At 57.8% G+C, this 20,457-nt stretch carries 17 protein-coding genes and 1 pseudogene; 5 read left to right on the top strand and 13 right to left on the bottom strand.

The genetic code is table 11. From position 1 onward, the window contains the following. Nucleotides 1-270 precede the first annotated feature (270 nt). From ATY80_RS17625 to ATY80_RS17595, 7 genes are read right to left on the bottom strand one after another with little or no spacing between them, the layout of a single operon-like run. Nucleotides 271-1,305 carry an FAD:protein FMN transferase gene (locus ATY80_RS17625; RefSeq protein ID WP_088693660.1) on the bottom strand — a complete coding sequence of 345 codons (1,035 nt, stop codon included), beginning with the start codon at nt 1,303-1,305 and terminating at the stop codon, nt 271-273. After that, nucleotides 1,298-1,834, bottom strand: coding sequence for a nitrous oxide reductase accessory protein NosL (locus ATY80_RS17620; RefSeq protein WP_189637194.1), 537 nt, complete (start codon nt 1,832-1,834; stop codon nt 1,298-1,300). The genes ATY80_RS17625 and ATY80_RS17620 overlap by 8 nt, the downstream gene beginning before the upstream one ends. Then, complete coding sequence (locus tag ATY80_RS17615) at nt 1,831-2,658, bottom strand: ABC transporter permease subunit (RefSeq protein WP_088693659.1); 828 nt, start codon at nt 2,656-2,658, stop codon at nt 1,831-1,833. Before ATY80_RS17615 ends, ATY80_RS17620 begins: the two co-directional genes overlap by 4 nt. Continuing rightward, nucleotides 2,655-3,572, bottom strand: coding sequence for an ABC transporter ATP-binding protein (locus ATY80_RS17610; protein ID WP_088693658.1), 918 nt, complete (start codon nt 3,570-3,572; stop codon nt 2,655-2,657). The genes ATY80_RS17615 and ATY80_RS17610 overlap by 4 nt, the downstream gene beginning before the upstream one ends. Continuing rightward, a complete protein-coding gene (locus tag ATY80_RS17605; protein ID WP_088693657.1) occupies nt 3,569-4,942 on the bottom strand; it encodes a nitrous oxide reductase family maturation protein NosD in 1,374 nt (457 codons plus the stop codon). The genes ATY80_RS17610 and ATY80_RS17605 overlap by 4 nt, the downstream gene beginning before the upstream one ends. Beyond that, the gene (gene nosZ, locus ATY80_RS17600; protein WP_088693677.1) at nt 4,942-6,852 is read right to left on the bottom strand and encodes a TAT-dependent nitrous-oxide reductase; all 1,911 of its coding nucleotides are present in this window, start codon (nt 6,850-6,852) and stop codon (nt 4,942-4,944) included. Before nosZ ends, ATY80_RS17605 begins: the two co-directional genes overlap by 1 nt. Nucleotides 6,853-6,874: 22 nt before the next feature. Further along, nucleotides 6,875-9,148: a NosR/NirI family protein gene (locus tag ATY80_RS17595; RefSeq protein WP_088693656.1), complete on the bottom strand. Its 2,274-nt coding sequence runs from the start codon at nt 9,146-9,148 to the stop codon at nt 6,875-6,877. Nucleotides 9,149-9,291: 143 nt separating this feature from the next. Between ATY80_RS17595 and ATY80_RS17590 the strand changes: the two genes are divergently transcribed. After that, the gene (locus tag ATY80_RS17590; RefSeq protein WP_189637193.1) at nt 9,292-10,122 is read left to right on the top strand and encodes a ferritin family protein; all 831 of its coding nucleotides are present in this window, start codon (nt 9,292-9,294) and stop codon (nt 10,120-10,122) included. A gap of 25 nt (nt 10,123-10,147) precedes the next feature. Here the strand turns inward: ATY80_RS17590 and ATY80_RS17585 are convergent, their stop codons facing one another. Further along, nucleotides 10,148-10,297, bottom strand: coding sequence for a twin-arginine translocase TatA/TatE family subunit (locus tag ATY80_RS17585; RefSeq protein ID WP_088693654.1), 150 nt, complete (start codon nt 10,295-10,297; stop codon nt 10,148-10,150). Nucleotides 10,298-10,969: 672 nt separating this feature from the next. On the opposite strand from ATY80_RS17585, the gene ATY80_RS29645 reads away from it, so the two are divergent. Both ATY80_RS29645 and ATY80_RS30150 read left to right on the top strand, forming a co-directional pair. Beyond that, nucleotides 10,970-11,326, top strand: a complete 357-nt coding sequence (locus ATY80_RS29645; RefSeq protein WP_245306859.1) for a hypothetical protein — start codon at nt 10,970-10,972, stop codon at nt 11,324-11,326. Continuing rightward, nucleotides 11,271-11,654 (top strand): Fic family protein, encoded by a 384-nt coding sequence (locus tag ATY80_RS30150; protein WP_348626641.1) that lies wholly within the window; start codon nt 11,271-11,273, stop codon nt 11,652-11,654. Before ATY80_RS29645 ends, ATY80_RS30150 begins: the two co-directional genes overlap by 56 nt. A gap of 15 nt (nt 11,655-11,669) precedes the next feature. Here ATY80_RS30150 and ATY80_RS17575 read toward each other — a convergent pair whose 3' ends face one another. From ATY80_RS17575 to ATY80_RS17560, 4 genes are all read right to left on the bottom strand, one after another. Next, a complete protein-coding gene (locus tag ATY80_RS17575) occupies nt 11,670-12,755 on the bottom strand; it encodes an acyltransferase (protein ID WP_245306858.1) in 1,086 nt (361 codons plus the stop codon). Between the two features lie 27 nt (nt 12,756-12,782). Further along, nucleotides 12,783-13,799: a glycosyltransferase gene (locus ATY80_RS17570; protein ID WP_189637192.1), complete on the bottom strand. Its 1,017-nt coding sequence runs from the start codon at nt 13,797-13,799 to the stop codon at nt 12,783-12,785. Between the two features lie 107 nt (nt 13,800-13,906). After that, complete coding sequence (locus ATY80_RS17565; RefSeq protein WP_088693651.1) at nt 13,907-15,040, bottom strand: glycosyltransferase family 4 protein; 1,134 nt, start codon at nt 15,038-15,040, stop codon at nt 13,907-13,909. 74 nt (nt 15,041-15,114) lie between these two features. Then, a complete protein-coding gene (locus ATY80_RS17560) occupies nt 15,115-16,443 on the bottom strand; it encodes an NAD(P)-binding protein (RefSeq protein WP_088693650.1) in 1,329 nt (442 codons plus the stop codon). Between the two features lie 285 nt (nt 16,444-16,728). Here ATY80_RS17560 and ATY80_RS17555 point away from each other — a divergent pair, with 285 nt between their 5' ends. Together ATY80_RS17555 and ATY80_RS17550 are read left to right on the top strand one after the other, a co-directional pair. Then, the gene (locus ATY80_RS17555; RefSeq protein WP_088693649.1) at nt 16,729-18,693 is read left to right on the top strand and encodes a hydrolase; all 1,965 of its coding nucleotides are present in this window, start codon (nt 16,729-16,731) and stop codon (nt 18,691-18,693) included. Nucleotides 18,694-18,799: 106 nt separating this feature from the next. Beyond that, complete coding sequence (locus ATY80_RS17550; protein WP_088693648.1) at nt 18,800-20,239, top strand: lipopolysaccharide biosynthesis protein; 1,440 nt, start codon at nt 18,800-18,802, stop codon at nt 20,237-20,239. A gap of 104 nt (nt 20,240-20,343) precedes the next feature. Here the strand turns inward: ATY80_RS17550 and ATY80_RS17545 are convergent. Continuing rightward, nucleotides 20,344-20,457: pseudogene (locus ATY80_RS17545) on the bottom strand (IS5/IS1182 family transposase); the annotation flags it as partial.

Here is a 20,457-nt window from a genome sequence, read left to right as displayed (position 1 = left end):
TCGTCGTCCTGGAAGGCGTTCGGAACAGAGAATCCAGTCAACGGCCTACGACGCCTTACGAGCCAGGAATTGACGCGCACCGGCAACCCGTAATGTGCCGGTTTTCCATGGGATTGATCTGGTGATCGTCAACCCTTGGAACACCCGTTAGCCTGACGCGCAACTTCCCTCGCCGAGTAGAATCGGCGGCGCAACTGGCAGACTGATCTCGGAATCATCGCGCATTTGAGTCATTGTCCGCTATGAAAGTCCCAACTTGGCAACCCGGCGTCAACCGCCATTGGTGTGCGGCTTCTCCAGTGACAGTGTCTGTCCCATCCTCTGCCCAATGCCGCTAAGGTCAACAAGATCCACGGACACGTCCGGGAATTTGTCAAGTGTGTCCCGTATGGCGTTTGCCTCCATCAGATTGAATGCCGTAGACAGTGCATCCGCGCTCGCCGCGTCTTTTGCGACTACGCTTACCCGCCGATATAATCGCGGCACCACACCCATCCTCGGATGGAGAATATGTCCGAACCGTCCCGCTTCGTCGAACGAGAAGCCGGTCTGGCTCGAGGTCGCAACCGCCCGATTGACGATTGGTAAAACCGTATCCGGATCCGAACTGTCTTCGCCTGATGCAAGACCAACCCGCCATGGATTGCCGTCCGATTGAGCTCCGATCGCACACGCTTCGCCCATGTCGACAAGGCTGCTGGTGATACCGGCGTCGCGAAGCATATCGACCACGCGGTCCGTGATGAACCCTTGGGCTACGCCGTTCAGCGTTATCGCCATTTGCGGACGGGAAAACGCAATCCGGCCCGCGCCAAATCTTAACGCATCGAAACCGACGCGACGAAGACGGGCGTTCAGGATGCCTTTATCCGGGCCGTCCTCGCCAGCGGCTGTCGACGCAAAATGATCGCGATAGAGCTTCCAGACGGGCTGAACAGTCGGATCAAACAGACCGCCGGTTGCTTCAAAGAAGGTCGAGCACTTTTCCAGAAGGGCCAGAAGTTCCGGCGGCGGCGCAGCCAGGCCGCCGACACGGTTCAGTTCGACAAGGCTCGAATCGTCCCTGTAAAGGCTGAAGACCTTTTCCAGGCGGGCCACTTCGACCACGATAGTTTCGATCAGCCGCTCAGCCCTTTTTGCATCATCATCGTTCAGGATCAGCTTGGCAGGAGCCCCAAGCGCCTGACCGTTCCAGACGATCGTTGACCGCGAGGGCCGTGCCGCCGTTGCCGACAAGAGCAAAGGCAATCCGCCCGCAGCAGCAAAAATGCCGATGGCACGCCGGCGTGTGACCACCTTATCCATTGCTCCCAACCTTTGCATTCTGAGACGGCTCGGATGTCGATTGCAGCACGTCGTGATCAGCGATTTCCTCGAAAGTGAGCACTTTGCCACCGTTCTTCCGAGCAAAAGTGTCGGCGTCGGCACGGAGCGAGAATGGGACGGTCTCCGGCGCACCCATGCCGCCATGCACCTGGCTGCCGACCACGTAGAACGCCGTCTTGGCATCGATCCAGTTCAAAGGTCCGGGCGCCTCCCAGCTGTCGGCATGGCTCATATCCGAGACATAGAAGGCCGCGACATCTTTCGGCTCTTCCGGAAGCTTTGTGAAAGCCACGGCATCGCGGGCCGAGCTGAACCAGACCGGTTCACCCCCGCTCCTCAGAATGATCTGGCCCTTGGGGCCGGGATGTTCCAGGACATTCATCCCGCAGAAGTGGTCGACGGCTTCCGATGTCAGTTCGATCGGCTTCGGGATCGGCGTCTCGGTCTTTTCGCAACCTGAAAGGAACAGGGCCGCGAGCATGAATGATATGACAACGGGGCGGGTCACAGTTCCCTCCAGGAGAAACGAAGCATTGCGAGCAAAAGGGGAATGGCAACCCACAGCATGAGCGAGGTTACCAAAAGCGCGGGCGTGAGCATCGAATTGGCGGCAACGCTAGCGATTGCCGATACCGATCCGGCCGTCTGTGATCCCAGATTGAGAAGTCGGTAGGCGTCCGTGGGATTGCCCATAAGAAGAGCGCTTAAGAGTCCCGGCGAAAAGCCCTCCCCCTTTGTCGAGACGAGAGCGCCAAGCAGGCCCATGTCATAGATGATCACGAAAAACAGCCAGATACCCAAGGCCATGCCGCCAGCCGTGCTGCGCTGCGTGACAGACGCGCTGACCAGATAGCCGATCGCGATAAAGACCGTACCCAGCAAAATGGAAGATCCGATCATCAAGGCGAACGCGATCCAGCTTTGAGCATCAACCGCAGTACCTGCAACGACCAAGGCAGCACCAGCTGCACCATAGCCCACGAACGTTGCGACAGAGAGAATAAGCGTATGGCCTAAAAACTTTCCGAGAACGACCTGTTTGCGTCCGACTGGATAGCTCAGAAGAAGCAGCAAAGTGCCGCGCTCCATCTCGCCGACGATGGCGTCGTGTGAAAGAAGCAGTGCAATCAGCGGAACCAGGAAGATCGTGAGACTTGAGAGACTGACGATGACAATGTCGAGACGGCCGGCGCCGACATTCCCGGTCGGCGCGCTTCCGAGGAAGGAAAGTGTCAATGCAAGCGAGGCAAGCAGCAGCGTGACCGCCACGACCCAGCGGTTTCTGAGGCCCTCCTGTATCTCCTTGCGCGCTATGATCAGTATGTTTTTCACGGCTTTCTTCCCTGTCCTTGAAGGAAATGCGCGTAGACATCGTCGAGCGTCGGTTCGATGATCGTCATGCTGGTCAGTGCGTCCGGATCCGAGGTTACGGCAGAGATCACCGCTATTTTCTCCCTGTGATCGATATTGGCTTCCAGAAACTTGTCCTTTCGCTCCAGCCATTTGACCGAGCCGCGTGACCACTGGTCGACGCCGACATTGGCGCTCGGCTTGAAGCGGATATGCGTTGGCAGGCAGGCAATCTGTCGAAGCTCGTCCAGGCTGCCGTCGGCGATCTTGCGTCCGCGATTGACGATGACCACGCGTTCGGCCCGTTCCTCCAGCTCGCTGAGAGCATGTGAGGACAGCAGGACCGTTGTTCCCTTGCGCTTGAATTCCAGGATCAGGTCGTAAAAGCTTCTCCTCAGAGCCGGATCAAGGCCACTCGTCGGCTCGTCGAGAAGGAGAAGCCGTGGTTCTCCCAACAGCGCTTGCGCCAATCCCAGCCTTTGGCGCATGCCCTTTGAATAGGTTCTGACCGGTCTGTCTGCAGCGGCCTTTGCCAGTCCGACACGGTCGAAGAGGCCTTGCCAACCGCTCATTGGAACCCGCTTCAGTCTGGCGTAGAAGGAAAGGATCTCCTTGCCTGTCAGCGCCAGATGAAACGACACGCTTTCCGGCAGGTATCCGACGTCCTTGCGGACACCGAGATTGCCGGAAACGGGATCCTCGCCGAGCACCCTTACGGTTCCACCGGTCGGTCGAATGAGACCAAGGATCGCCTTGATCAGCGTCGTCTTTCCCGCCCCGTTGTGTCCAACGAGTGCCACAAGCTCCCCTTCCTCCAGCGAAAAGGAAACGTCCTCGATGGCATGCACGTCTTTATAGAGCTTCGAGACGTTCTTGAGACAGACCGTCGATGTCATTGTATTGCATCCTTCCCAAAAGGAGGCGCCATCAGCGGCTTGCTGTCGATCACGCCGCCAGGCAACAGTGAGGGAAACTGGGCCTGCGCCCAGCGAATGATCTGTACGGCTGGACTTGTCGTCAAAATCTTCGCCTGCGGGTGGGTCCAAAGAACCGTGTCCACGATGTCGTTCGGACGGTAGGGGCTGTCACCTACGCCATCGCCATTGAGGTCGAAGGACGGGTTGTCGCTCCAGTAGTTTCCGCGGCCGTTCTTCGACCAGTCGAGGTAGCGCGAGCCGACGTATTTCACCTGATTGCGATTGCCGACAAAGGCATTGCCGACAATCTCGTTGCCTTCCGAGCCGGCGGTGAAGTGAATGCCGATGGCACAATTTTCAAAAGAATTGTCCTCAAGGACGTTGCGGTTTGCATTGTAGATGAAAACGCATTTCTCAGGCCCGAGCCGCGTTGCCTCACCGCCGAGGGAACCAGCTTCGATGCCGGGCATGTCCGCGGATTCCGATCGCGTGCCCCCCATGATCCATCGATCGGACGCCTGAAGTCGGCCGATCACCTTGTTCTTTGATATGGTCGATCCGTTCGCGAAGTTGAGCAGCAATCCGTGATCCCGGTCACCGTCCGATACGTTGTCGGTAATCGTAAGCCGGCTTGAAAACATGATCGCATAGCCGACGAGGTTCCCCTCGGAGATGTTGCCCGTGATCACACTGTCGTTGGTGTACATGTAGTGGATCGCAAACCTCAGATCGCGGAAGCGGTTGCCCTTGAAGAGGTTGCGTTTGCTGGCATTCGTCGAAATGCCATCTTTTCCGAAGCTGATATCGTTGTCGATGATCTTCGCATTGGGAGCGTTCCACAATGAAACGCCGTTGCCAGCCTCGCTCATGCGTCCGGCAGCAACGCCTTGAATGCGATTTCGTTGGGCAACAGAGCCCGCCGCCCCGTGCAGATAGATGCCGTTCAGGTTTCCCGTGATGACATTGTCTTCGACCACCGCGCCGGTGGCCGACTGGCTGACGAAGACCCCGGAATCAAGTCCTGCAAGATCAAAGCCGGATCCCCTAATTTCCAGTCCGCGAACAATGGCTTGAGCCGCCGAAACCGTAACGACGCTTCCCTTGCCATCGCCGAGGATGATTGCGCCTCGCTCTCCTTCCAGGACAATCGGCTTGTCGACAACCAGGCGACCGCGATAGGTGCCCGGTGCCAATATTATCCTGTCTCCGCCGTCAGCCGCGTCGATAACCCGTTGCACGGACAGATCGTCATCTGACGTCAGCCGATGCTCTGTCGCAAAAGCATATGCTGGAACGGCGGTCGTTGCGACCGCCATCCCGAATAGCGCTATCTTGGCAAGGGACGCCATCACGCCGCCTTTGGCTCGACCAGCATGCGCCCCTGCATCTCCATGTGCATCGCATGGCAGAACCACGAGCAGTAGTACCAGTAGACCCCTGGTTTGTCGGCCGTGAAGGTGACCGATGCAGTGGCCTGCGGGGCAACCTCCATCTGTATGCCGTAGTTGACGATCGAGAAGCCGTGGGTCAGGTCTTCGACGTCGTCGATGTTGGTGACGTAGACTGTCACCTCGTCGCCTTGCCTGACGTTGAAGGATTCAAGACCGAAGGCAGGTGCCGCCGAAGTCATATAGACGCGCACCTTGTTTCCATCCCGGATCACCTGCGAGTCCGAAAGAAGATCTATGTTGTCCTTCTTTGCCTGGGCGACCGCGTCGGCAAAGAAGACGTCCTCGCGGTTCCAAACATTGACCGGATTGATCTTCGAGGAATGTACGATGGTCGCGTCATGCGGTTCGGCGAAGGTCGGGTTGTCGTGGACGAGAACCATCTTGTCGCCAGAAATGTCGATCAGCTGATCGTTTTCCGGCTTCAGAGGGCCGACATTGAGATAGCGGTCCTTCGAGAACTTGTTCAGCGAGATCAGCCACTTTCCGTCCGCATCCTTTGTCTGCCCCATGGATGTATGGTTGTGACCCGGCTGGTACTGAACGTCGATCTTCTGGCGGATCGGATCGACCTTCTCTCCCTTGAAGGCACGAATTGCGTCCTCGATGTTCCACTTGCACACCTGGCTGTCGATGAACAACGTCGTATAGGCATTGCCTCGCCCGTCATAGGCCGTGTGGAGCGGGCCGAGACCGAGCTGGGGTTCTGCAACAACGGTCTCCCTTGGCTTGATCTTGTCGTCGAAAAGATCATCGAACTTTCGAACGTCGAAGACCGTGACGGTCGGCGAGAGCTTGCCGTTGGCAACCACATGAATGCCGTCAGGGGCCGTATTGATCCCATGCGGGCTGTTGGAAACCGGAATGTAGCGGGTGTAGGCCGAGCCATGGCGACCATCCAGCACCGGCACCCCGCCGATCTTCTTGAAGTCTCCGCGCGCGACCGCTTCCTCGATCCTCTTGAGGTTGAAGACGACCACCCAGTCCTGGTCCTTGGCCATCATCTCCGGAAGGTTCACGCCCTCTTCGGAATTGTAGCATGTCGCAAAGCAATATTTGCCCTGATAGTCGGCATCGACGTTGTCGAGGTTGCCATCAACGATGATCTGCCAGGCGATTTCCATCGTTTCGCCGTCAACGGCCGTGAAGACCGCATGATACTGCTTGGGATCGTCCAGAACCTTGCCGTCGTTCGGTATAGGAACGCGATCTTCTCCGTTGCAGAACACATATCCCGTCTTGGGGTACTTCTGGACGCGAAGGCCGTGCACGGTATGCTGGTTGGGAAGTTCGATGATCTTGTCGCACTTCATCACGTCGAGACGGATTCGGCAGACGCGGGTATTCGCCTTGTCGTTTGCAAACAGGTACCGGCCGTCGTAGGTGCCGTCCGTAAACGATGGATGCGGATGGTGCAGATCGCCGTTCTGGTAAACACCACCACGCGTCGCCAGGAATTCGCGGGTCTGCGGAAGCAGGCCCTCCGTGAGGACCTTGCGGCTCTCGTTCGTCAACCCCCAGCCGGTCGCGCTGCAGCGGTTGTAGACCGGGATGCGCATGAGTTCTCTCATCGAAGGGAGCCCGACAACGCGCACCTCGCCCGACTGACCGCCGGAAACGAACACGTAGTATTCATCCAGTTCACCGGGCTCGACCAGGTGGTCTTGACCTTCGGCATGCGCGGCTGTCGCCGTGGCACCAGACAGTGTCAGTGCGCTGCCGATACCAGCTGCGCCGGCTGCCGCCGCAAAGGCTGTGGTACCCAGCAACTGGCGTCGATTGAACAGTGGGTTCTTTGTTTCTGTCGTCATTTCCGTCTCCTTTTTTTTCATGTCACGCCGATTGGTCCGGCGCGGTCTCTGCTTTCTGGATGGGGGCGCCCCTGTAGGTGACTTCGACCTTCGGCTTCCGCGCAGGCGTTTCGCCGCGCGATTCTGGCGTTGACAGCGCCATGAATTTCTCACGCTTGAGGCGCACCTGGATCATGTGCGGACAGCGCTGGTCGTCCTGGTAAAGTTCCTGGCAGTGCATGCAGTAGATGCATTCGTTGACGTTGATCTGGCCCTCGGGGTGAATGGCCTGGACGGGGCACTCCTTGGCGCAGCGCTGGCAAGGAGAACCACATTCTGGCCACCGCTTCAGCCATTCGAACATCCTGATCCGTCCGGGGATCGCCAGTGCGGCTCCCAAGGGGCACAGATATCTGCAGTAGAAGCGCTCAATGAAGAGACCTGCGCCAAGCAAAGTCAGGGCAAACAGAACAAACGGCCACTGACGGGCGAACTTGAGAACGATCGCTGTCTTGAAGGGCTCGACCTCTGAAAATGTCTCCGCCAGCGCCATCGAGTAGAAGGAGAGGCCGAAGAGACCGAGGAAGATGATGTACTTCACCGGCCAGAGGCGCTCGTGCAGCCCCCATGGGAGCTTTACCTGAGGCACCCCGAGCTTCTTGGCCAGGCCATTGGTCAGCTCCTGCAGCGCACCGAAGGGGCACAGCCACCCGCAAAACGGCCCCCGGCCCCAGAAGAGCAACGCGGCCGCCCCTGAAGCCCAGAGCAGGAAGATCAGCGGCGCTGCGAGGAAAAACTGCCAGTTGAAGTCGGAAATGACGGCGTTGGCGAAGGTCAGCACGTTCACGACGGAGAGCTGCGCATTTGCATACCAGCCGAGCCAGACGAGCGTGAACACGAGAAACCCCGTGCGGACATATCCGAAGAGCTTGGGCCGGCGCACCAGCCAATCCTGGAAGAAGAAGATCGCGGTCAGGGTGAGGATTGCAGCCACCGTGATCGTGATCTTGATGCGGCTGCCGTCCCAGATCTTTACCCAAAGCTGAGGTTCGCCATTGCTTTCGGGCGTGTCGGACGCCTCGACGGGCGCGGGAGGGGCCGCGACAGGAAGAACCTGGCTGACGCGATCAATCTTCACGTAGGTGTCGGGAAGCGTGTAGCCGAGGTTATAGGGCAACACCGCCTTCTGCGCGCCGAAGGTGCGCTGGACGAGCAGCTGGAGTTCAAAGGGCCCCGTCACGTCGAAGGTGAAATCCTTCGGCACGACGAAAAGCGCGATTTCTCTGAGTTTGGGTGCGCCGACCGCCGCGAGCGAAGGAATGCGGGTGTGGTCATGATCGTGGAACCTGACGCCCTGGCCGTCCTGCAGAAGCTCGATACGATCGAAAATACCGCCTCTGACGTATCCAGAGCCCTTGAAGGAATAGGCGCCGTCGCCTGCGACAAGCAGCGCAGACTGATCCGCCTTCAACTGCTTGCGCAGACGTTCATAGAGCGCGTCACCGAGCAGACTGCGTCCAATGATGGGTACGCTTGCAGGCGCGACATAAAGATCAATGAAACGCTCCGTCTCTGGTGTCGCCTCCGGGTTGTTTGCGGCCGCATCCTGCTTGGCAGCACGAAACGCTTGCGAGACCTCCCCGACGGAAAGGCGCAGGCTCCGGATCGACCCGTCGCCCAAGAGCGTCTGCCAGTCCTCGATCCCGACCTTCGCCTCGTCGACATGCTTCACCTCGGCGATCTGAGGCGCTTGAACCGTGTTTTGGCTGTCAAGGCGATGCGAGCGGATAAGCTTGACGGCCGACCTGATCACGCTGTCGCCCATGACCAACACGGTCACGGTCGCGCCACTGACGATGTCGACTTGTGGCGGACGATCGAGACCGGCAGCCACACGACTGAGGTCCTTTCCGATGATCGAATTCAATGCCGCGACAACGCGGGCCTGGGGAATGCCGATCAGAACGATCGGCTCCTTATGGTCGACGAGTTTGATGCCGCGGATAACCCCTTCGCGCGATATCCCGACCACGATATGGATAGGTTTGCCAGAGTAGCCGGTCGACGCGGTGAAGTCGGAGTTCAGATATGCGTATCCGAGAACCTCACCGGCTTTCATCACTGGTGCGATTGGCGGCTCGCCCTGCGGAGCGCCAAAGCTTTCGGCTTCCTGGAAAAGTTCGCCCGGTTGGACTTTTTGGAGATAGGTCGCAAGCTGGTCGGCAGCGCTACAGGCTGCCGCCGACAACAGGGTGACGGACACCACGACAAGCGCGCGCAGGCATGCTCGGAGCCAGGATCTCGAATTCGATGTCATGTTTTGCGCGCGTCCACCCGTTTGCGAAGTACGTGGGGCGACACTAGGCGTTGGCCGAGATGCGCTCTTTGACGAGCGTCAAACTCAAAAATCTTCTTTCTGGTATTCCGGTTACAGCAACACAAAAGGAGCCGGGTAGCACGATGACGAGACTGACGAAGGAGCCAAGTGCCATCAATTCGTTGCCGGAATTGCTGGCAACGGCCAGAGACATGGAAATGGAGGCGGTTGCAGGATATGAAGCCTTACGCGAACATATGCGTCAGACGGGCAAGCCCGAACTCGTTGCGGTCTTCGAAAGACTGGCCGCCGAGGAACGCGAACATCTCGCTTCCGTGGAAAAATGGTCGACTGAACTCGGCGTGCTGAGGAACACCACCGCCAGCCAATCGGACGAACTGTTCGACGACGAGGGAATGAACCTGACCGATCCCGACCTCCTGTCCGCATACAGGGCCTTTTCGGTTGCAGTCAGGAACGAAGAGCGCGCCTTCCTCTTCTGGACTTATATATCCGCGCATGCGCCAACGTCAGAGATTGCCAAGGCGGCCGAGCGCATGGCGCGCGAGGAACTGGGGCACGTATCGACGCTCCGTCGCGAGCGGCGGGCGGCCTTCCACATGCGAACGAAGTCATATGTCCTGCAGACCGTTGCAATCAGCGAGCTCGAGCGCCGGCTGGAAGTCCACCTTAAAGCGCTGGCGAAGAACCAACCCACCCATGCAAATCGGTTCCTGGAGTTCGCGCAGCAAGCGTTTGAGCGAAGGGCCGTGACGCAAGATCAAACGGTGGAGATCGAGCGTTCGCCGACTGGGCCGGACCTTCAGGCAACAGCATTGGCCGAACTCTTGCTCGACCATCATCTTGGACAAGCTGAACTTTCAAAGGATGACCGGACCCGCGATCTGGCACAGCAGCTTGCGGGACAGCTTGTCGAAACCCTGGCGGCTTTACGAGGAAGGCCGGCCGGCTAGCGATCCAAGCCGACTTCATCGTCTGTCATCCTTCGCGTTCGTCTTCAACGCCCTTTTTGAACTGCTTAATTCCCTGTGCCAGATCTCCCATCAGCTCGGGGATTTTCCCTTTTCCGAACAGAAGCAATACGATTACGAGCACAATCAGCCAGTGCCAGGCGCTAAACGAACCCATAAGTAAACTCCTGCCACCACGTGCTGAACCGGTTACTTTCGGCGGCGGATCGAAAGTGTCGCGACAATAACAAGATCGCTGTTGACCTCATTGACATAACGCAAGCATGCCGCGGTTCGTCAAACGGCGACGCTGCGATTGCGAGGCTCGTTTTTTAAGCCGTGGCTGTCCTTCGCAGCAAACGTCGGACACCGAAAGCTATTCGAGGTCGTTCGGGCAACGCATGAGGCCTTGGCCTTCGGCGATCTGAACGTACCCGAGCTGTTGCGCTGGGTGGGCAGTAATGCGTTGGATCGCGCTCTGCGTGAGAAGGTTCGGCAGTCCAGGGGAATGATTCCAAGGCATAAAATTAGTGAGATTCAAAAGCATAATAATAGTGTACCTCCAGCGCCTGGAAAACATCGGCGACCGATGTCATCGCATCCGCGGAACGAGTACGCTGCTGCAATACCTGCTGGACGGGGTCGAAGCCACGTCGGCGATCTCGTTGCGGCAGCGTTGCATCATCTGGGGTGAACAAGGGCCGCGGACACCACTATCAAGGCCCTTGTATCGGCCGGCTAAAATCCGAATGAGATTAATCCGTTCGACCCGAACGTGGATCTGGTCAGACTGGATGCGCAACGCAACCAAGCACCCTCCGCCACTCGGATCAAGAATCTTTGGTCGAGAATGGCGAAAGACGCCCTCGATCACATCGGCTTCGAGCAAGTGCGAATCAATGACCGTGACGGACATATCGCGGACATCGATCAGCGGTACGTGGCAGACGCCCTGAACTCGCTTTCGATCGAGGGCCATGAGGTTTCGGAAGAGCTGATCCGAAGGGTGCGGGATGGTCAGTGGCAGCCGGACGAGGGCGCCCTGGACTATGAGGCCAGGAATGCGCTTGCAGCCAAGGGATACAGACTGGCCTTCGAAGAAGTGCGGGAGGACATTAGGAAGATCCTCGAAGGGGGGCGCCAACTGGCGAATTGCTCGAGGAAAGGCACCAGGACTGGTTCCCGGCCATGTTCAGCCCTTCGGTGACCGCGGGCATGCTCAAGGCGCACCAGCTGGCCGGTTACCGATCGCACAATGTCTACCTGCGGGGCTCGTCGCATGTCCCTTTGCCGCCACATGCGTTTCGGACGAGCCCGACGCGCGCATTAAGGCGATCGTCGCCCCGTTTCTTTTCACGTACATCCATCCGTTACCCGATGGGAACGGACGCACTGCCCGCTTCATCATGAACGCGCTTCTGGCCGTGGACGGTCATTCCTGTTGTGCGCAGCGACGAGTACATGAATGCCCTGGAAGAAGCGAGCCAACACGAAAATATCGTGCCTCTCAGCAATATGTCGGAGCCGGGGGCTGATACTTCACGCCAAGCTCATACGACAGCACGAACAATCGTTCGTTTTGCACCGATGTGCCGAGAGAGAGACCGGCGAACCGGCTTATCGAAGAACTGAAGCGCAATATGACTGCCTGCGATCACCGTCAGCACCACAAGAGGAACCTCGACGAGCGCGTTCTTTGTGCCGGTCAACGCTTGAAGAATACCATTGACCCAGCAGAAAATCGGATAGTGCAAGGCATAGATCGGGTAAGACAGATCGCCCAGGTATTTGGTCAGGCTCGCCTGCACGGCGTTCATCTTCACGCCTGAGCCAGTCCAGACAAGGGCAGGCGCGAGCGCGAACTTCCAAATAAGCTTTAAAGGAAACGTTGCCTCGAACGGAATGTAAAACAGCAACAGCATCAGCCCTGTCAGGCACCAGAAGAGCACGCTGAAAATCTGGGGCTTTCTCAACAAGACCATCCGATCGAGGTGGAAAAGCAGCACGCCGATCGAAAACGACGAGCCCACATGTGCAAGGCCGAGCCAGAAGGTTTCAGTCGTATCGCCACCGATGCCAAAGATGAACACGCATGTCGCGGATAGGATGAAGGTCGCTGCGGCGATCGAAATTTGCGGGCCGAACCGGACAGTCCACCAGACGGCGTTCGCCACGACCTCCAGAAACAACGAGAACTGCGGACCATTGAGCGGAAACAACTGTGGTCCACCGATATTGGACGGTGCCCAAAAGAAGGGGATGTTCAAGGCTCCGGTGAAAAACGCAAACAGCAGCGTCGAATACACGATGTCGCTGGCCTGCCAGGAAGCCTTCAGCAGGAGATAGGAAAAGCCGATCACGGTGGCCAGAACGATCAGCGGCATAAGCCTGACCGCACGCATCAAGAGAAACGCCCACAGGTTCATGGCGTCGGCTCTTTGGGAATAGGCCAAGGCCAACACGAAGCCGCTCAGGGTGAAAAACATGTCGACGGACAGGTTTCCATTGGCTGCAAGTCCGGGAACATCGAGCCATCGTTCAAGGTGAAAAAGCAACACCGAGACGGCAGCCACGCCCCTTATTCCGTCGAGCGCAGGATGGTGCGTCGTAGACCTCTGATTGCTCACCATGGGCATGCCACGCTCATTCTCGCCCCTCTTTTGTCACTGACCGCCTCTGAAAGGACAATCCTTACCAAAGCAATATGCCAGATCCCTGGCGACCGACCGCCAGCGCAAACGCCCGTTCTGTGCGCTTCTGTAGGCCCCCGCCAAAAGGAGACGCGCGAGCTCGGCAAACGCCAAATGGCGGTCAAGCTGATAGATGTTTGCGCGGGACTCAACCTGCCTCAATGCAGCCGCGTAGATGCCAAGTGCAACCTCGCGCCGAAAGCCGGGAAAGTGAGCCTCCGTCGTGTGCGGCAACGTCTTGATGCAACTGAGCATCCCGCGAGTGGCTTCGATGTAGCCAAGGTTCTTCAATCGGATGTCGGCGCCTTGTGTTGACCTGCGTCCGCTTTTGCCGAACAGGTTGGACGCGTGTTGCCGGTAGCAAACCAGGGGTTCGGCGATCTCCACCGTCTTGCCAAGTGTCTGCGCCAGGAAGAACCCCCATCGGTCGTGGGCGATCAGATGTTCGGGCTCGATGTAATCGACAAATCTCTCGCCGTATGGCAACGCATTCAACACATCGCGTCGCACCATCATCGAGAACCCCAAGAACGTGTGCCAGACGTCGAAGAACAAAGGTGGCCTGGTGCAGGTTTTCTCAATTCCTTGTTTGAAGGTGCCGATCTCCGTTCCCGAGTCGTCTATCAGCCTGGCCTGATGGACGATCTGGGTGATGCCTTCCTTAAAAAAACTGCGGCAGACCTCGAGCTTGTCGCGCCGCCAGATATCGTCCTGATCACAAAAAGCGATCCAGTCTCCGGTTGCCTTTGACGCCGCGTTTAGGAAGTTTTCGCGAAAGCCGAGGCCCGGCTCGTTTTTTGATCGTCTAACCGAAAACGGCGCCGTCTTTTCAAACGACGCAAGCAGCGCATCGGTATCGTCCGTTGAATTGTCGTCGCTGACAATGACTTCGAATGGCTTGACCGTTTGCGAAAGCAGACTTTGCAGCTGCTGATGAAGATAGCGCTCGCCGTTGAATGTCGCCAGGACGATCGAAATTTCTTGCTTCACAACAGACCCCTGATCTCCATATCCACCTGCGTCCGGCAGGTACTTTCCGTCACCCATTTCTCGGGGATCGAGACACCGTCGATGATTGAGGAAAAGTCTTGCTTGAACTATTGGCGACGACTTGAAGTCAGTGCGTCTGCTCGCGAAGGTGATCGCTCGATCTCTGCATCCTCCTGAACTGGAGCACGCTTCGACAGAGCTGCCAGATAGACCTGCATGGTCTCGCGCGCGACCCTGTCGATCGTCAGATGCTCGAGCCGAACTTGGCTGCGGGCCTTCCACGCATCGATCTGATCAGGCCTTTCCAGGAGCTCGGCGAGCGCTCCGGCCAATGACTGAGGATCGCCAGGAGCTACGAGCATCCCGGCCTCGCCCTGTTCGAGCAACTGCGGGATTCCATCGACCTTCGTCCCTATGACGGCGCAGCGTGCCTCGCGTGCTTCGGATAGCACCAGCGGCGCTGGATCTGCATGCGATGGTAACACGAAGATGTCTGCGGCGAGCATGTAGGGGTATGGATCTGCCGTCGGCCCGACGAAACTGATGGCCGCCTTGCAGGCAAGCTGCAAGGCCACATCCATGTAAGCTTGCTTGAACGGACCGTCGCCAACGATATAGAGATGAACGTCGGGATTGGAGCGATGGACGATTTCGAACGCCTGCAACAGGTCCGGCAATCCCTTTCGAGGATGAAGGCCGCCGACAAACAGAATGCTCGGCGAGCAAAGAGTGGCGGGCTCGTGGCTGCGCCCGTCGGCCCTTGCAGAGCCAATCGTTCCGTTCAAGACAACGCTAAGGCGCGAGGCTGGAACACCGCGCTTGCGCATCGACGCCCCGACGACATCGCTGACCGCGATCACGCGCGTTCCAAGCCCCATCAAGGTGGCGCTCTTTTCAAACTCGTTGTGAACCGTCGTGATCAGGGGAATGCCAACGATCCTGCAAATGGGAAAGGCAAGGACCGCGCTCGTCATCATGTGGGCATGAACGATCTCGGCGCCGAAATCGCGGACATGACCCTGCAGGTGAAGAAGTGCCCTGGCGAGGTTTGGAAAGCTGCGCTTGTGATCGACGACCACCGTTTTCACGCCCTTCTGCTGCAAGAGACTGTCGAAGTCCCCTCCTCCGCTTGCGACACAGACATCGTGGCCGTGCGCTGATTGCGCGCAGGCAAGATCAACGGCAGCGTGAACGTGTCCGTTGAGGCGTTGCGTGTGATTGAGGACATGCAGGATACGCATCGTAGACCTTTCATCTTTCCACTCCGGTGGACAGCCGCCCCGCGCTGTCGTTGCGCCGGCTGAGTGGACGCGGACTAGTTTTTTCCCAAAGCCGCTTCCACCTCGATTGTCGAGACGCGGGCGGTTGGCTGGTAATTGAAGCCCCCTTGACGGCCAATGGATTCGATGCCGAAGGCCCTCAGCGCCTCGATCGCCTGCGCGGCGTGTTGTGCAGCACCCTTGCTGTAGATCGGGTAGGCGCTTTCCAAAACCTGGCTGCCTTCAAGGACGAGATCACCATTGAACAGACCATTGGCCTGCGTATGGCGACGAAAGTCCTCTTCGCCCTGGTCGACCGAACTGACATGATCCCCGGCAATCACTTCGACTGCGAAATACTCCCGTCCGTTCACGCGACCGTAGAAATCGGAGTAGACCGTCAATCGTTTCCAGGCGCCGTCATGGGAAAAATTATATATGATCGACTGTGAGAAACCGCGCTCGCCTGCGAAGCTGAAATAGAGGGAAATGAGCGTAATCGTGTTCAGCGCTGTTTGCGCCGGCAGGCCACAAAGGCGCTCGAGCGCCGGAATTGGAATGGTCGAGATCACCCGCCTTGTGAGGACGACACCACCATCAAGTGTGATCTCGAAGCCGTCGTTTGTCCGCTCGATCTTGCGCGTTCCGGCCGACAGACGCAACGAAACGCCAGCGCTCGTCAGACGTTCAACCGCGGCATCATAAAGAATGGCAAAACCTTGTCTGGGTCGCGCCAGCTGACGATTGGCCGGGCCTGCGGCCATGCGTGATCTCATGAGCTTCTTGATGAGGGTTCCAATCGAAGCATGTTCGGAAATCCACCCCATTCTCTTGCGCGCAAGATCGAGATCGATCTTTTCGGGGGCAATTCCGTAAAAGCGCTTCATGTAGGTCTCAAGTCCGGACCTTCGTAAGAGATAGTCGCCTATCCAATAGCGCGCAAAGTCGCGCGCATTGCCCATCTTTTTGCAAAACAGCCTCGCATAGAGAACCGAAAAGGAAATGCGCATCAGACCGATAGGCCCGGCTGCCAAAATGTCGTCGCGCACCGAGATGGGATACTCGGTGATCTTCCTTTGGGGATTGAGACGTCCCCAGGTCGGGGCAATCGGCAGGTAATGTGGCAATAGCTCCGGGAAATGCCGCAGAAGTGGCGAGTCATCTTGAAATATCAGGCTGCCGACATCGAACGTGTAGCCGTCGCGCGAGGTCCAGTCCATGTGGTTGCCGCCGACGTGCTCATAGTCGTCGATGACAAGCGTTCGCTCCCCCTGCTTTGCCAGAACGGAGGCCGCGACAAGCCCTGAGATGCCCGCGCCGAGGACGACAGCGTCAAAATGCGGAAACTTGGATATGGGCACGACCTGTGGGCTTGCGTCATCCATACTATGCTCCGCCAAGGGCTTTGGTGCTGCAGCGCAACATTAATCTTTATTGTTATGAATGTCGACAACCTAAAGCAACAAATATGTAAAGAAATTGATGCGTGAAGTTCTTCACGAAAAAGAGACCTATTTGCCGCACGAAACACAGGTATTGGCGACTTGATAATGAACAGTCGATGTTATTACATGCTGACTGCACTTTCTCGCGAGTGCAGCATTTTCTCGGGGAGCTGGCCAAGGCCCGCGGGGAATACGTGTTGGACCGACGGCGGAAGGGGTAATCAATTGCTGCGGCGAAACCTCGATCTTCTACAGGGCCCGCTCGACAGCGTCGGGCTGATTTCGTGCGATGTTTTCGACACGCTGTTGCTGCGACAACCACGGTCGCAACGATCGCGCATGCTGGAAGGCGAGCGGCGCTTTGCCCGCCTTCTCAAGGAGCAGGGCCTCAACGTCACCGCCGAGGAGTTGTTGGAGGCCCGCCTGATTGCGCAAAGCTTGGCTTATCGTGCGCTGAACGTTGGCGGTGGGGTAGGCGAGGTGAGGCTATCGGATATCGTCGAGCGCCAGCTGGAAATGCTTGGCCTGCCGAAAGCGCTGACCGACAGGCGCATCGACATCGAGATCGCGATCGAGAAAGCCTCGCTTTTCGCCAATGGCGGGTTGGCAATGGCACTTCGCGGGCAGCGCCAGGCAGGCATCCGCGTCATCGCAGTCTCAGATACAGCCCTTTCCAGCGACCGATTGAGCGAGCTCTTGAACCACTTTCATGGCCCGGGACTGATCGACGAGGTCTATTCCAGCGCCGAACTCTTAGCGACGAAACGCTCAGGACGACTGTTTTCAGCCGTGCTTCAGGCAGAAAAGCTGTCGGCCTCCCGCATGCTGCACATCGGCGACGACGCGCTTGCCGATCACCTGGCCCCCCACAGGATGGGCATTCAAACCGTCCACATCCCCAAAGGTCGCCTTCGACACTATATGACGCAGGCAGACGCCGCGCGCAGCGAGGCCATCAGAGGTATCCGACGACGGTTACGTCCCCGCGCCGAGAGTATTCCTGCCCTGACCGACCAAAGATCCTTCGGACATGCCGTTTTTGGACCAATCGTTGCACAATTTTGCTTGAATATCTGGCTTTATGCGCGGCAAGCCGAAACTCAGGGCGCAACACTGTTGTTTTGCGCCCGCGGCGGCATCGGTATCCGCGAGGCGTTCGAGCGCCTGCTTGCGCGTCTTGGGCTGCCGCTTTTGATGTCGCGGAACAACATCCTGGTTTCCAGGTTGGTGGCGGCGCGCATCGCATTGGAGGCACGCAGTCCTTGCGTGCTCGACGAGCTGGAAAGAGAATTCGACAAAAACAGCTTTGCCGACGTGGCCGCATTTCTGGGTGGCAGGACTTACACGCTCACTCAAGCCTGGGACAAACGCTTTGTCGCCGCACGCTTCTTCGACATGCTTGCTACCGAGGCAGGCAAGGAGGTGGCTGCAGATGTCATGCAGCAAAATGCCCTGTTCCGGCGCCATCTCGAGTCGATTGCCGGACACCACGGGCGCGTCATCTTGTGCGACACCGGCCTTTATGGAAGCACCCAGAAACTCCTGGCTGCGGGAATGCCAGAAAGGCATTTCGAGACGATCCAGTTTGCCCGCTGCAACTACAAGGGATTGAGCGAGGACCATTTTCCCGAAGTTTCCGGGCTCGTCGTCGAAGACAACCTCTATAATCCCTTCAAGGTCGAAACGGTCATCCTGCGCTACTGGCACGCTATCGAGAGCCTCTTTGAACCCGCCATCCCTTCCGTGCGGCAACTGCGTCTGCAAAAGGACGGCAACGTCGAAGGCAATTGTGGTGACATCAGCTACGGCAAGGTCGACGCGACTATCGGCAACCCACTTCTGGCTGGTGTTCTCGACTATATTGATGCGATTGCCGATGGCGCACAGGTAATGCGTGATGCGACAACTGCGTGGTCACGCCTAAAGAAAGCCATCACCAATCCCACGGCTTTCGACATGACGGCGCTCACTGTTGGGTTGCGCTCGGTCGATTTTGGGCGGTCCGAAAGCGTCAACGTCTTGAACGGGCCGGAGCAGACAGGCCTCTCCGCGAGACTGCAATCTATAAAGTCTCACTTATGGCGGGAAGCCGCGATCGCCCGGGATTTTCCTCGTCTGAAGTCTGCACTTCTTCCCGCGTTGGAGTTGGCACATATCGTTCGCGGCGTCACCGCAAGCCTGCAGCGATGAGTGAGTGTGACCAGAGTTCTTCGTTCAAGCGCCATTGCGCAAACAGAAAGTTTCGAACGCCACCTGCGCAGAGGTCGACTGGTCATGACAAAAGCTGGAGAGTGTAATGCTGGCGTTTAAGGCGATCCAGGGAGCCAGTTGGCTGGTCTTTTCCCGCTTCATCGGGCGCATCGTCGATTTCTTGACATTGCTTGTTCTCGCCAGAATTCTGTCACCTTCCGACTTCGGCCTGGCTGCACTTGCAACCTCGCTTGTGCTTGTGGTGGACACGGTGCTTGAGGTCCCCGTAACGCAGGCTTTGGTACGATTGCCTGCTGTTGAAAAGTGCCACCTCGATACCGGTTTTACGCTCAGCATTATTCGAAGCAGCGTCATTGCCGTTATCGTACTTCTGGCCGCCTATCCCTTCTCACTCTTCAATCATGAGGCGCAGTTGCTGCCATTGGTCGCAGTCCTCGCCATCGGCCCGGTCGCCAGAGGCTTTGTGAGCCCGGCCATGGTAAAATTTGCCCGTGAGCTCGGCTTCCGGCAAACCTTCATATTGGAACTATCAGGGAAGCTTTGTGCCAGTGTCGCAGCAACCGTCGTTGTCCTGTCGGGAGGAGGCTACTGGGCAATCGCAGTCAACTCGGTCCTGGCATCGGTGGTCTCCAGTATCGCTTCCTATATCCTTGCCCCCTATCGTCCCGGACTGTCGCTTTCGCGGCTGCCGGACTTTGCCAGCTTCATCGGCTGGTTCAGCTCCGCCCAGATCGTATCGGCGCTCAACTGGCAGTTCGACCGCTTTCTCGTTGGTGTGCTTTGCGACCGTCCAACGCTTGGACGTTACGCTGTCGCAAACGATGTTGCGGTCATTCCCACACAAAGTATCATCGGGCCGGCGCTACAGCCGGTCATGGCTGCGTTCTCGCAGATCCGCTCCGACCGGGCGCGCGTCAGACATGCATTCTTGAAGGCGGCGCGCTTCGCAATGGTGATCTCGGTTCCGGCTTGCGTCGGCATTTCGCTGACATCGGACCTCGCCACGGATCTTCTGCTCGGGCAAAAATGGAAGGAGGCCGCCCCACTCTTGAGCGTCCTGGCGCTTTCTGTTGCTCCAATCCCCTATTTTCAGACGCTTTATTCTGTCAGCCTTGCACTTGACAGGCCCAATATCATCTTTCGCCTGAACGCAACCGACCTCCTCTTGCGTGTGGTCCTGCTTTCGGCCGGCCTTTATTTCGGGTCGGTAATCGGCGTCAGTTTCGCGCGTGTCGTTCTGTCGTTCCTGATGTTTGCATTTTACCTCAACGAGGTTCGAAAGCTTCTTGACCTTGGGATCGGCGAACAACTCCATAATCTCTGGAAGGTTGGTGTTGCAGCGGGCGTCATGGCGATATCGGTGTTATTCCTGCGAGAGGCCCTGGCACCCCACCAGCTGAACCATATTGTCGAGCTTGCACTTGTTGCAGCCGCCGGAGCTGCAGCATATGGCGCCGCACTGCTCATTCTCGGGATCCGGTTGATTGCCGGGCGAGGACGACTGGAACTGATCGACCGCGCCTGAGACGAAGACGTAGTGCCCCGGGTGGAGAAAGGGTGTCGTGGCCAACCCCTCGCCCGCGCCGCCATAGCCAGGGCCGATTTGAAAAAGCCTCCTAGGCCGTCGACTCATAAACTCTGACACCAGATCCTTGCGGCGACGAGTTTGACAGCTGCGAGATAGTTTTCCGGGCGCTTGTCGTAGCGAGTGGCGATACCTCGAAACTGTTTGATCTTGTTGAA

The organism is Rhizobium sp. R711 (genome assembly GCF_002211365.1).
In the GTDB taxonomy this organism is placed as follows: Bacteria; Pseudomonadota; Alphaproteobacteria; order Rhizobiales; family Rhizobiaceae; genus Rhizobium.
Note: the sequence above shows the minus strand (reverse complement) of the source record. Positions and strands in the feature narration are given on the sequence as shown.